Here is a 13,432-nt window from a genome sequence, read left to right on the forward strand (position 1 = left end):
TTCGGTTGGCTGGCGCGGAACCTAAAGGTCAGGCCGAAGCCCAGTTAACGCGTTTTGGCGTGCGAGAGCAAATGTCCTTTAGGGATTTTGTGAATGTCTTACCTGCGTGCGAATCGTATGCCCCCAAAAGCCCTCGATGCACAGTCGCCGCGTTGGATGTGCATGCGTCAATGATCAGCCGCTGGCGCGCTGGCCTTGGAAAGCCTTTGTACAGTTTCAGTTTGCAGAACTTGCCGGTCGAGATTCGCGGCACCATGTGGATTGTTCGACCAATTGTCACTTCACAAACCTATGTCCAACAGTGAGACGAGGATGAAATTTTCGAATGTAGAGGGGGAGGTTAGGCATCTCGCTTTTGCGTCGGTTCGATCGACTGGTCCGTCGATCGACTTGCGTACCGGACGCGACGAGCAGCTCGGCGATCGTTCCGTCGTGTGGAGCGTACAACATGGTGATCTTTGACGACGTTGATGGTCGAGACTGCACCGGGTATAGGCGCGACAATATGGGCCGAGTTACCGCTCTCCGCGTTCGGGCGCGTCTTAACACTGGCAGCCGCCGCGCGGTCAGGAGCGATGATGACGCAGGGCTGGCCGTTCAATTCAAAGAAAATCTCGACCTGCCCGTCCTCGCGCGCCTCGCCCACCGCCGTCAGCTGCACGACGAGCATTTTGCCCCGTTCAATTTCCAACGTCACTTCGTCACCGATCTTCATGCCATAGAACACGGGCGTTGGCAGCACGGAGACTGGCCCGTACTTGCGCTGCAGCGCCACGAACTCGGTAAAAATTTTTGGGTACATCAGATACGCGGAGAACTCGGCTTCATCGATTGCACGACCGCACGACTTCTCGGCTTCCTCGCGATGTGCGGCGAGATCCGCATCTGGGAGGAGCGATCCTGGGCGAGCTGTGATCGGCGTCGCGCCCTTCAAGGCCTTCATTACGTGACCCCGGGGCCTGTAGGGCAGCGACGAGGCGCATCGCTGGCGCTGTCGCCAGGCTACAACCTTCGATTCCGAAGGACTCTGGCCACCGCGCAGACCGATTTCGGGTCCTGGCGCTCGGGTGCCTCCTAGTAAGAGCATCTCTCGTAGTTCCAGAGTCGGCAGGAACGCTCCGAAAGGCAGAATTGTTGTTTGTTGGAGGACATTATGATTCGCACGTCCAGACCCGTGCCAACCGAAAGCAGCCTTCGGTCCCGATGCGAAATCGGCTTGCGAGTCAGGCTCGGCGCGAGCTTCGTGCTGGCACTTAGCCTCGCACATTCTAGAAAATTCGATCTGAGGATTAAAAGGCCTCCGACGGGCATGTCGGAGGCCTTTTTTGAGGTCGAGGATAGTCTGGAGCCGCTCCCTTTACTACTTCTGCTGGCTCGTCAGAAGTTACGCTGAACGAGAAGCTGCAACGAGAGGCTGTTTTGGTCCTTCAGTTGATACACAGCAGCCGGCTTTCCGATACCCGATTGCAGCGGCAGCGCAACCGTGCTTCCACCCGCGTACCTTTGGTCCAGCATGCTGTAATCGAGTTCGGCCACGAAGGTTAGGTTTCTGACCGGGGTCCACGAGGTTTTTGTACCGACAACGACATAGTTGAAGTCGGGGTTACAGCCGGCAATCCCACTCGAAAGCGCGAGGCCCGTAACGAACGCATTGCAGATGTAGCTCTTGGCCGCGCCATTGTAGCGCACTGCGCCAAAACCACCGAAGACACTGCTAGCCCAGTGCGGATCCCAGTTGTGGTTGTAGGCGCCGTTGAAGCCGTATGTCGTGGTCAACTCCTGGCCAGCGCCCGCAACGAAAACCGAATCCGAAAGACCAGCAAGCCCGACGCTCTGGTAAGCACCTGCCAAACTCGTACTACTGTACCTCGCGTACGTGGCCGACATATAATCGTTGAAAGTATAACGGCTTGCACCATTCGCGTACACGCCCGTGATGTTGATCGAGTCACCGGGGCCGGTCGGGATGTTCTTGATGGATAGCGCTAGCTGACCAGCCCAGCCCCACTTGTCGTTTGGATGACCGGTTAGCTCGGTCGCACCATAGTAGGCAGCATGGTTGTCATGCGCAGCTACGGACGCTTGGAAGAGACCCCAAGCCTGGTCAACGCGAACCTTCGCGATGAGGTCTGGAGCTACCGTACCCGCGATGTTGTTACCTCCGTACGAACCAGTCGCGAGACCTGCTGCCGTTGCGGCGCTCACGTTCCAGATGTTGGATGTATCACGCTGGACTTGATCCTCGGCCGAGAACGACGCCGTGATGCCTTGACCGAAGTCAGCGGTATAGGTGAACTGGTTCACTTGGTCCCAGCCCGCGCTGCCTGGGAGCTCTCCGTAGTTTCCCGGATACTCGGCCCAGGGCGTGGAGAACTGCGAACTCGCCCTACCGAAGGTGAATCCTGCAAACTGGATAAAGGCGTTATAGAGACTGAACGCACCGCCAGCGACAGCGCCCGGGTTCGCGTTGTTCGGCGCTGAAACGCCGCCGAGCGACTGATAAACGGTCGAGCCATTTCCGAGCCCGCTGTAGCCCCCCGTCGTCCAGTTAAACAAAATCTCAAAGTAGGTCCGAACCACCCCGTACTCGGTTGCGGTGCGCGTATCGAGCGTCAGCTCTTGACGAGCGCGGGCCGTATAGTAGTTGCCGAAGCGGTTCGCTGCCCCACCGGCACCAAAGTCAGGGTTAACACCGAGACTATTGGAGTTGAATATTGTCCAAGCGCGCAGATAACCACCAAGCTTGATGCAAGTATCACTGCCCGGGACATAGTAGAATCCGGGGCCATACAGAGAGCACACCCTCACGTAGTCTATCGGCCTCGCCTTCACTGGAAGATCGGCTGCCTGCGCCCCGGCGCATGCCGACATTGCCGCAGCACCGAAGAAAAGCGGTTTCAGTTTCATCGAACACCCCCCCCCCTTGATAAACCCCCTTGCGCGGATCTACACCGCAACACTTGTTAGCAGGTCCCCAAAGCCGACATGCGTTAAAGCAGGGGCGCTCGCCGCTGAAATTCTGCACCGATCGACGGTATTTTTCTGTATTCAAGCGGATGCGAGAACGCCGATCAAGCCGGCATAACATATCGGCGCCAACCGATAATGCCTCGGTGCTGTCGCCCTTCCGTGGCTCTTGCTGGCCGCCGGAGCGCTCCTGCGATTAAGCATCATCTCCCTGGGGTTGATTGCGCCGCCTGTGTTCGCGCACGAGAGAGTGCGCCTCACAGATTGATGACTGCATCCCATCCATAATCGACAATACCAGACCCGCCGGGGCAGCGCGAGATATCCTCGCCTCATAGTTCAATCGAACACGGATTGCTTTTGTCCGCTCGTCATCAGGACGGCGACGTCTCCCGAGTAGTCGAGAAAGACGCTCAAGACCTAAGGATCATACTGCTATTTTGGCAGCAGTTCTCGCCAAGATTGGGCCTATCGTTCAGTTGCCGCAATCGCCAGATTCATAGGCACCACAACAGTCAACCTCTGCGACCCCTTCCTCTGCGACCCTTTCAAAAGTAGCCGGACGGCTCACAATTTCCCCTTGCTCGCCAGCAATCCAGCACTCGTCGGAGAGCGCCGCGCAACTAACTAGATTTTGCTGGCCTGCTCGTAAGAGCGATCCAGGGGGACTTTTGCAAAATTTCACTTAGATACCGAATCAACGCGACCGAACAGACACTCGTATTGGGAGGCCAAGCAAATTGGGAGGCCCTGCAAAAGAACGACCGTCTAGCTCTCAAGATGATCGAAGTTCGAGAAGGCCATCAAATCGTCCGCGTAAATCATCCAGAGCTTTTACGTCACGTCGACGCCAACCTTGTCCTTTGCATCACATCGTAGATTATAAGTATGGCGATACTTTTGTGAGAAAACGCGGACGTGAAAGAGGGCGCAAGACGGCGATTGCGATGGACCGGGAAAAGGGCGGGCCTGCTATTCCCCGTGGCGTCCGGACGAGGATGAGAAGCCAAGTGGCGTCTCACGCCGCGGGTACATCTTCTTGCGCTCTTTTTCGTCGCTCACTTGCACAGAACGCAAGAAATCCGCGCTTTCGATCCTCCAATCTATGGTCCTATCTGTTCGTGAGTTCCGGCTTTTGGCAGTAGATGTTTCAGAGAGAAGTGCAGTCGCAAATTATGGTGTTGGGCAAGTTGGGCGGTCCGTTCGCGAACTAGTCGCCAGCGGACACAGGGTCTTCGTTAAGCACGAGCCTGTTGCGGCTGCAGAGCCAAGGATTGCGAAGACGGCGCGGCTGCAGCATACGGGTTACAGAAGGTCTCAATTCCGAGCATAGTGTGTCGAAACTAAAGCGCGGACAGAGAACAAGAATGGGCAGAACACGCCGCGAGGTTGATAGCTTAGGAGAAATGGAGGTCCCGAGCGAGGCTCAGTATGGGGCTACGACGCTGCAAGCTTTTAATGATTTGTCGACATCTGGAATTTCGAGCCATCTTTCGCAACGAATCCACGCGCTTTTCATGGCGAAAAAAGCGGCCGTTCTGGCGAACGCCGTATTTCAGTCAGCAAAACTAACACAAATTACGACTGCGTACGACGATATTTGCACCGTTGTAACAGCTCTGCCCCGCTGATCGGAAATGAGCGTGCCTTAGATGTTGCCAAGACAAACAAAAACGCTTTCGGAAGCTCTCCAATCAGAGCTGCACTTGGCACCTGAGTTGCTCAACCAAGTTGCGATCCATCTACTCCGACGAGACCAGGAAAGCGCATCAACTGGCGTTACGAGAGATCTAACCGAGCTTCCGCCAACAAAATGAAGATCCCTCGGTGGCTTTAGTACAATGTATCCCAGTTGGGGAAGGAATTTCACAGCTTTGCCTACGGCCGGGCAGGACATGCCGGAGTCGTCGCGGCCCATCCGCACAATGGCGCCCATGTCGACAAAATCGGCACGAGGCAACGCGCCTGGTGTTTTGCCGCTCACTGTCACAGGCCGAGAGGCGGACTCTCGGGCGAGATGGCAAGCGCCGACTAGGACAGGCTGTTGACGACGTTCGCCCAATTCTTACGGCTGTCGCACTCAAGCTGCGCAAGACAGACAAAGCGCTTGCTAGTCGCAAGCTTACCCGAACCCTCGCTCATTATTCCCATGATCGAACCGTAGTCCCATGATCGAACCGTCGCAGGAGCCAAAATGACAGACCCGCCTAAGCCTCAGATGTACAGCGTCGACAGCATCGCCGGGCCGCTGCGCTATGCCACCTTCCGGCACATCTGGCTGGCTTGCTTGTTGTCCAATCTTGGCATACTGATCCAGTTCGTCGGTGCTGCTTGGGCAATGACGGAAATGACGTCGTCGGCTGATATGGTCGCGCTGGTGCTAACGGCTTTGATGCTTCCCGTCATGCTGATCTCGATGCCGGCCGGCGCGATTGCAGACATGTATGATCGCCGCATCGTGGCGCTGGTTGCGCTCTCGATCGCGTTTTGGGGCGCGACCGCACTGACCACGCTCGACTGGTTGGGCCTTGCCACGCCGAAGCTGTTGCTGGTGCTTTGCTTTGTCGTCGGCAGCGGCATCGCATTGATGGGGCCAGCCTGGCAAGCCTCTGTCAGCGAGCAGGTGCCGGCAGCGCCTCCGCCGGCGGCTGTTGCGCTCAACGGTATTAGCTACAACATAGCACGCAGCTTCGGGCCCGCGATCGGTGGCATGGTGGTTGCTTTGGCGGGCGCAGGCGTAGCCTATGCGCTCAACGCGTTGCTCTATCTGCCATTGATGTCGGCGCTGTTCCTCTGGAAACGTGCGGCGAAACCGTCGCGGCTTCCGCGCGAACAGCTGAGTCGCGCGATCATTTCGGGCATGCGGTACATCACCAACTCGCCGTCGATCAAGATCGTGCTGGCCCGCGCTATGGCAACCGGTGTGATCGGGGGCTCAATCTCGGCGCTTATGCCGCTGGTCGCGCGCGATCTCTTGCATAGTGGCGCGCAGACCTATGGACTCATGCTGGGCGCCTTTGGTCTTGGCGCGGTCCTCGGTGCACTCTGTCTCGGTGAGGTGCGGAAGCGCATGAGCGGCGAAGCCGCTGTGCGCGCTTGCACGCTCTCCTTGGGCGGCACAACTGTTGCCGTGGCGCTGAGCAGCGAGCCGGCTCTGACCGCGACCGCGCTCGTCCTGGCCGGTGCCATGTGGACGATGGTGATCACGCTGTTCAATATCGCCGTGCAGCTCTCAGCGCCGCGGTGGGTTGCGGGCCGATCGCTTGCGGCATATCAGGCGGCGTTCTCCGGCGGCACTGCCATCGGCGGTTGGGGCTGGGGTCGCCTCACCGATGCCGCTAGCGTCGAGATCGCGCTGCTCCTTTCTGCCGCGCTGATGCTGCTCTCACCCATGCTTGTGTTCTGGCTGCATATGCCGCGCATCAGTGCGGTCGAAGAGGACGCCGAGCAACTGGCCGACCCAGAGGTACGACTTCCGCTGACCCACCGCAGTGGGCCTCTAGTAGTGGAGATCGAATATCGCGTCGCGCCGGAGAATGCGCGTGCCTTCCACAATGTGATGCAGGAGGTACAACTAATCCGCCAGCGCAACGGGGGCTATGACTGGTCGATTGCGCGCGATATCGCCGATCCAGAGCTATGGACGGAGCGTTATCAATGCCCAACATGGCTCGATTATTTGCGCCAGCGCAACCGCTCGACGCAGTCGGAGCGCACGCTGGGCCAGCGAGCGGAGGCTTTCCACAGGGGCACCGACCCTGTGCGCGTGCGCCGCATGCTAGAGCGCCCGTTCGGATCGGTGCGCTGGAGGGAAGAAGTGCCTGACCGCGCCGCGAACGAAGTGCTGCGCGCTGACTGCAAGTGGGAAAGAAGGCGGTAGCAGTAGCAAGACACTGAAGCAGCGACTCCTTGCGATTCGGAGCAACGCGGGTATCAGCGGCAGCCGTCGCCACTTAGCGAGCAGACCTGCGGAGCATTGGCGTGAGGTCGTGCGCATGAACCTCATCCGGCCGGCTTTCGCAAAAAACTCTGTCCCTCTAACTTCACCACGTGGACTTAATCGAGTTTTGAACTTCCGCTCTGGCCTATATGAGGATCAAAGCATGAAGCGTAGCCGCTTTACGGAAGAGCAAATCATCGGCTGAAGAGTATGCGTAGGTCAGCTCTCATCTTCTCTTGACAACATTTGTGATGGACAAGGTTCGCGATCTCTTTGAAGGGATCGGCTTGTGTTTACCGTACGCTTGAGTCGAACGTGGCGACGCGCTGGCTGAAAGTGATCGTGGAGACGGGACGACGTCATTCTCCAAGGAGGACGACAAAGCCCGAGGAGTTCACTGGTCGCCGGCGCGGTCGTTTCCGGGATTGCCCGACGACATGGGCTGACACTGCAACAAGTGCTCGCCTGGCGCCAGCAGGCGCACCAAGTGCCGTCTTCCGCTGGCCGAAGATGGAGGATGCGATGCGCCCGTCAGCGGCGTTGGTCCATGAGGCGCGGGAAACTGTTTCGCCGACGCAAGTCGGATAGTCGTTGGCAGCGCTGCGGCGAAATGAATCAAGCGCCGCGAGGTCGTCGCAAATCCGTGGCTAATATGATCTTATCCTCGGGTGTCGAGCGATAGCCTTTCTGATGATCCCAAGACGTTGAGTCGATGCTGCCGGCTGAGCGGGAACGAACGGCTAAGCCGTATCATCAAAGAACTGCAGCGCTACCTCTTTGGCTGGGAGCCGAGACGCTCCCGGAGGAGCAGATGCTGCTCGGTCTTGAGCACGTCCAACACGTTTCTGCTTGTACGGAAGCCGGCCAGGACGAGACACTGCACACGGGACCGAGGGCAGATCGACCACGAAACGCCGCGTCTCAAATACCGGCACGTCCACCCGCCGGCTGCCGCTCACCATTCCGCTCCGAGTTCTCGACCGCCTACCGCGCGGGCAGGAACGGACCGAGCGCGGTGTCTGGAACGTACTGGTCGATCCGCGAGACGTGATCGCGGGTCAGGCCTGCGACATTCGGAGCGCCCAGCACCCCAAGCGCGCGGCGAAGGTCGGCGACGAGGTCCTCAAGGAATCCGCTGACCACATCCGCCCCGCCGCAGGCGAGCGCGCAAACGACGGGACTGCCGAGCCCGACGGCCGCCGCCCCGAGACTGAGCGCGATCGCGATATCGCTCGCGCGGCGGACTCCGCCGTCGATCAGAACAGGAATCTTGCCGCCGACAGCATGGAGGATCTCCTCGAGGACCTCGATAGTTCCGGGACCGCCGTCGAGGTGGCGGCCGCCGTGGTTCGATACGATGATCCCGTCCACGCCAGCATCGACGGCACGGCGCGCATCCGGAGGCGACGTGATGCCTTTCAGCAGAAGGGGGACATGGACGATCGATTTGAGCCACTCGACGTTCTTCCAGCTCAGGGACACGTCGTCATCCGCGTCATGCCCGCGGTCGCGAACGCGCGACTGCCATTCCGAGCTCCCATACCGTTTGAGATTGGCGACCCCGTCCTCGACTGGCAAGCGATAGCCTGTCCGGACGATCCTCCGTCTCGCCACCTCCCCCACGTCGACCGACAGCACGACAGCCTTGTACCCCGCCCTTTCTCCCCGCTCGACGAGGTCGGCCATGATCTCACGGTCGGGCCGCCAGAAAATCTGCTGCCAGCGCGCGGGCGCTGCCGCCGCGGCGACCTCTTCCAGCGTGACACTCGACATGTCGCTGAGTATAAATCCTACGCCGGCCGCCGCGGCTCCACGGGCTATGCCGCTCTCGCTCTCCGGATGCACCATATTGATCACCCCCGTCGGACTGGTGAAGATGGGGGCATCGAGCTTGGTCCCGAGTATGTTGACGCTCGTGTCGACCTCAGCGACATCGACGAGCACGCGAGGGAGCAGACGGTAGCGACCGAACCCGGCGCGGTTCGCTGCTAGAGTCCGCTCCTCGCCGGCCCCGCCGATGACGTGCGCGAACACGCCTGAGGGTAGCAGCTCTCGGGCGCGTTGGCAAAGATCGTCCGCGGTGTGCCCGCCCGGGATGTAGGTCCAATCGGCGTTCACGACGTGCACCTTCCCGCTACCTTCTTCGAGCACTCGGTATAAACCCCTCCCCGGTCCAGCACTGTGAGATTCTTCTTGGCTTTGCCCTCTCGCACGAACGGCAAGCACAAGCAACCGCCGGCGACGCCGAGCGACGCTGCTCGTTGGAAGAATTCCTCGCGTTTGCGATTCATATCCGCTCCTTTCGTTGTGGCGCTCATGCCTTCAGGCGCTCACTTCCTGCTGAAGTTCGTGAGGCAGGCTATCTTCAGTATATATAGTGGGTCGTCGCGAAAAACCGCGCAAATCGGCTCGGGATCGGTGAAATGCTGCAAAGACGACTGCATTTTCTACGGACTGGGACCCCTGCTCTGACTCCGAGCTGCCGACGGGGGCTGCAGCGATGCGGCCGGGACTCAATCATCATTATCTTTCGTCATCGCCCCGTTACGAAGACGAAGTCAAGGGCCAGGAGCAGCAATCCGCGACGCGCGTCGCATGGGACCTAGCTCATGGAGCACGCCGCGCGTGGCAGATGGGTCTTTTCGTTGCTCCCGCCTCATACGGAATGGATCAGCAAGGGGAAGCGGGGTTTCCGGCTGAACTCGCCTTGCGCACGTGCGCGATGGAAGACCAGCACCGCTTCATCTCGCAGTATCACCGATGACGCGATCGCGGTGCAATTCGTAGGACACCAAACGGCGCTTCGCAGCGTCAACGCGCCGGAATCGCACTGTTCGGACGTGCCCGGCCATGGGATCGTGACCTCCAACCGCTTGCGCCGAAGACATTGTGATAGGCAACGCGAGGCTGGCATCTGGCTGGTGCCGATATTGGCACGCGTGCTCAATGCTCAATGGTACGCCACGTGCGCGATCGCTGGCACCGACTGGGGTCGGCACATGGCGCAGCCTGCGCTGAACCGACTCCTCAAGGCCTCGCAACACCGAAGCCGTCACGCACTTTCCGGAACAACCGAGCCATCCACGCAAATGGCACGTGAGCTCCTCGGCCATGCGTTCGATGCTGATGTCCTGCATCCAGCTCGTCAGTTCGCGAACTCGCCTCCTCAACCTCCGCATCGCTTGCGGGGCAATGCGTCGCAGCCGCTACGTTCGCCGCGAACTTTCTCATGAGGAGCGCCGCGGCCGGACCCGCGCTCGCGCGAGCGGCGAGGGCGAACACGCCGGAAAAGTCAAATCGCGCTTGTATGTCGAGCGCACTCACCCGGGCATCCGGCGATGCACCTTCGACCTGAATCCTCACTTCCGCTTCCGCGCTAATTACGCCGGCGGCATCGCCCCCCTTGGCCCGGATGATCGCGGTGCGGTCGACTCCGGTCTCTATGCTCGCAATTCCGGTGAAGGTGACGCTGAAGTCACCGGCGCTTGCGATGATCGACGCATTGTAGCTGCCATCCCCAAAAGCATCGCCCACCCGGACTCCGGGAATGCACGGGAGGATCGAGGGCAGATCGGTCGCGAAACGCCACGCCTCCTCGGGAGATGCGGGCACGTCCACCCGCCGGCTGGCCTTCACCTTTCCGACCTTTCCGCAATCACGTCACAGGACATATTGGGCCACACGGGCCTGATCTCGCCGAGGATTGCCAACTCGGCAAGACCCAGCGCGGCTGCTTCATGGAGGAGTTGCCTGCGTTTGCTATCCATATCTTTCTCCTTTGCTTGCGGCGCTGCGGCATTGGCGCTCGCATCACGTAGCAGTTTGTAGGGCGATGACCTCGAGGAATCTGACAAAGCCAAAATAGAGTCGGCTGGCGCGAAAAACAGGCGTAAATCGGCTCGGGATCGATGAAACGCTGCAAAGATAAGAGCCCTTCTACAGATTGGGACCTGCTCTGAGTCCAGCCGGGAGATAGCGGCAGCACGTCAACCCGACGATCGCACTTGGGACGCGCAGGAGCCACGTCATCTTCGCAGGATCACTCCAATAGTGGACCGATTTGCCATCTTTGGTTACGGTCACGAGTTTAGCATTTGTAATGCCAGCGGCCTCTCTGTTCATAACGAGGTTACAGACCAATGCTGTCCAAGACACCATCGACGGCGCCGCGTAACCTGCTCGACGCGGGTTCTAGGGCGGTAGAGGACGTTGTCCAGGTTCGAGCCCCCTTGCATGGACGAAATGCTGTCCAACACGACGCGAAAGGTGAAGTCGGCCTCCGGTGATTTCCTACCGATCGAGTGACGCCGCCGGTTCGTCGATCTAGGCCCGCAGTTCGCGTTGGGTGAACAGGTTCATGCGCAGCGGCATTAGCCAAGCCCCAACCGAAGCGCGAACGCAGCTGCAGGTAGCGAAGCAGCAGCACAATTTAAGGATGGATTGGGTCAGGCAGTGACCGGGTATCGCCAGTACTGGCGCCCCCTCCCATTCCGACGACAACATCGCGGCCAAATCGACCGCGATGTGATGCGATGTTCGTCATCGAGCGCGCCTGCTCCCCCAGCAACGAACTCTGCCAGCTTGGAAGGCGCCTCCCGCGTCCAATGACGACACAACTCAGGTCTTCGCCAACGTCGCACGAAACTGTTGTACGTGCTCCGGCAGTAGATAGCGGTAAGGCCCGGCCTGTGCACCGGCCGGCATTACCTTCAATACGACGAGCGTCAGGTCCGAACCAGATATCGCCTCCGGCAACCCTCGTTCGAGCTCGTCGAGATCGTCGAACGTGAACACGCGACGGAAACCGCAACCACGCGCGATCATCGCGAAGTCAATACAGTCAGCGCTTGGGAACGGCTGGTCGGCAGTAATTTCATACTCAAAGTTTTGGCAGACGAAGTGGACGAGATTTCGAGGGCGCCAATCGGCCTCGGTCGCAAGGCTGCCAAGGTTCATGGCCAAGGAGCCATCTCCGTCCAACACCCATACCTTCCGATCCGGACGCCCCATCGCGACACCGACCGCGAGAGAGCACGCTTTGCTCATGCAGGGAAGGCCGACGAGATCGAAGTCTGCCCGTTTAGAGACTAATGGCCACACCCGGTCGGCGGTCTCGTGTGAAATTACGATCTGATCCGTGCGATGGGAACTGAGACAACGCAGGCTTTGAAGGTAATCCATCCGCGCTTTACTGGCAGAGACTCGGGATGCAACAGGTTGCACTCCTGAAAGGCTGGCCGGCCCATCAAACACCTCTTCAGAGTGGTCGGCACGAAGGCGTATGCCAGCATCTATACCCGCGGGACCTACGCCCGGCAGTAGCACAGCAGCTGGACCGCGCCTCTCCTGCGCTCGCTTGAACGCACGACCGATCGCGCTAACGCTCGTCGCGCTGTCCACGATCTCGTACGGGATATCCAATGCACGAAGAACTGGCTCAGTGAAGCGCCCCCTCACGTTAGGATTACCGCCGCCGCCCCAACCTCGATACCCGATCAGCATCACAAGGGGGAGACACAGTTGGATCCCGAGCCGGGTGGAGTCGCCGGATTCAAAGAAGCCGGAATTCTGCATCATCACAACGGGATTTTTACCCGCCGCCATCAGACCCGCCGCGATCGGGATATTCTCGCCTTCCCGACACGTATGCACTAACTTGATCGGTGTTTTACCTAGAGCCAAAGCCTCGTGGACACGGACGGTCCAGTTATCGGCCAGCGAGACCACGTGCGTGACACCCGCTTGTTCGAGCGCATCGACAATCTGCCACGCCGTAGGTGCTTGGGGTTCCTCGTAAAACTCTTTGGAGCTGCCCGCCAAATTGGCCAGACCGGACCCGTTTTCTTTCATGTCTGATTCTCTCGTTGCGGCGCCCATAGACTCAGACGCTCAATTCTTGTTGAACCATGGGAGTTGGATTTCACTATATTGGGAGGGCAATGAGGAAAGACCGCAAAAATCGGCTCCGGGACGGTGAAACGCTGCAAAGACGAAGCGCGGTTTCTACGAATGGGACCTGCTCTGATTTGAGCCGCCCAAGCGGTTACCTAGTCAACATGCCCATATGATCATCGCTGCGGCTGATGCCGCCGCGATTCGGTCACCATCATTCACGTTTGCTGCACCAGTTGCTGAGGCAAAGCGTGCAGCACTGCCAGCGACTGCCGAATGCACAGCCAACATGCCGCCTTGAGCTCAGAATCCTGCTATAATATCTCCTGTCGGGACGGCCGTCGGGCGGGTACCCGACAAGATCTGGGTCATAGGCTCCCGTCCACGGCCAATCAGCGGTACGGGCATTGACAATCAGCGACACCTATATCGACAAGCAGACTGTCGCCGACGAGGTTGGCCGCAAGGTGCGACTGCCAATCAAGCCGGCAAATCATGCTGCTCAATCGCCTCGGACCTATGCGGTGGTCTCGTCGCCGGTCAAAACAGCGGCGCCGCGATGAAAGCGCCAGGCGATTGCCGTAAGCTAGTCACACGATCTCGCGGTGCACTTGCGCTCAATAGCCGCGTCGC

The 13,432-nt window shown here is 59.3% G+C and carries 9 protein-coding genes; 3 read left to right on the top strand and 6 right to left on the bottom strand.

What is annotated here, in order from left to right; all coding sequences use genetic code 11:
• Positions 1 to 305 (top strand): hypothetical protein (locus tag AKL29_RS43930; RefSeq protein ID WP_210168312.1); only part of this gene is annotated, 305 nt, incomplete at its 5' end.
• A gap of 35 nt (positions 306 to 340) precedes the next feature.
• On the opposite strand, the gene AKL29_RS00005 is transcribed toward AKL29_RS43930, so the two are convergent.
• Positions 341 to 943: a hypothetical protein gene (locus AKL29_RS00005; RefSeq protein WP_050382132.1), complete on the bottom strand. Its 603-nt coding sequence runs from the start codon at positions 941 to 943 to the stop codon at positions 341 to 343.
• A 434-nt stretch (positions 944 to 1,377) separates the two neighbouring features.
• Positions 1,378 to 2,907 (bottom strand): porin, encoded by a 1,530-nt coding sequence (locus AKL29_RS00010; RefSeq protein WP_050382134.1) that lies wholly within the window; start codon positions 2,905 to 2,907, stop codon positions 1,378 to 1,380.
• A 1,427-nt stretch (positions 2,908 to 4,334) separates the two neighbouring features.
• Between AKL29_RS00010 and AKL29_RS41490 the strand changes: the two genes are divergently transcribed.
• Positions 4,335 to 4,598, top strand: coding sequence for a hypothetical protein (locus AKL29_RS41490; RefSeq protein ID WP_152977360.1), 264 nt, complete (start codon positions 4,335 to 4,337; stop codon positions 4,596 to 4,598).
• A 563-nt stretch (positions 4,599 to 5,161) separates the two neighbouring features.
• Positions 5,162 to 6,847, top strand: coding sequence for an MFS transporter (locus AKL29_RS00015; protein ID WP_050382135.1), 1,686 nt, complete (start codon positions 5,162 to 5,164; stop codon positions 6,845 to 6,847).
• Between the two features lie 1,044 nt (positions 6,848 to 7,891).
• Here the strand turns inward: AKL29_RS00015 and AKL29_RS00020 are convergent.
• From AKL29_RS00020 to AKL29_RS00030, 4 genes are all read right to left on the bottom strand, one after another.
• On the bottom strand, positions 7,892 to 9,025 hold the full coding sequence (locus AKL29_RS00020; protein ID WP_160321683.1) for an alpha-hydroxy acid oxidase: 1,134 nt from the start codon (positions 9,023 to 9,025) through the stop codon (positions 7,892 to 7,894).
• Between the two features lie 623 nt (positions 9,026 to 9,648).
• Complete coding sequence (locus tag AKL29_RS46515; RefSeq protein WP_430648842.1) at positions 9,649 to 10,044, bottom strand: hypothetical protein; 396 nt, start codon at positions 10,042 to 10,044, stop codon at positions 9,649 to 9,651.
• On the bottom strand, positions 9,935 to 10,543 hold the full coding sequence (locus tag AKL29_RS00025; RefSeq protein ID WP_050382140.1) for an SRPBCC family protein: 609 nt from the start codon (positions 10,541 to 10,543) through the stop codon (positions 9,935 to 9,937). Before AKL29_RS00025 ends, AKL29_RS46515 begins: the two co-directional genes overlap by 110 nt.
• Before the next feature lie 981 nt (positions 10,544 to 11,524).
• On the bottom strand, positions 11,525 to 12,757 hold the full coding sequence (locus AKL29_RS00030; protein WP_160321685.1) for a thiamine pyrophosphate-dependent enzyme: 1,233 nt from the start codon (positions 12,755 to 12,757) through the stop codon (positions 11,525 to 11,527).
• Positions 12,758 to 13,432 lie beyond the last annotated feature (675 nt).

Origin of the sequence: Bradyrhizobium pachyrhizi (genome assembly GCF_001189245.1) — a bacterium.
In the GTDB taxonomy this organism is placed as follows: Bacteria; Pseudomonadota; Alphaproteobacteria; order Rhizobiales; family Xanthobacteraceae; genus Bradyrhizobium; species Bradyrhizobium pachyrhizi.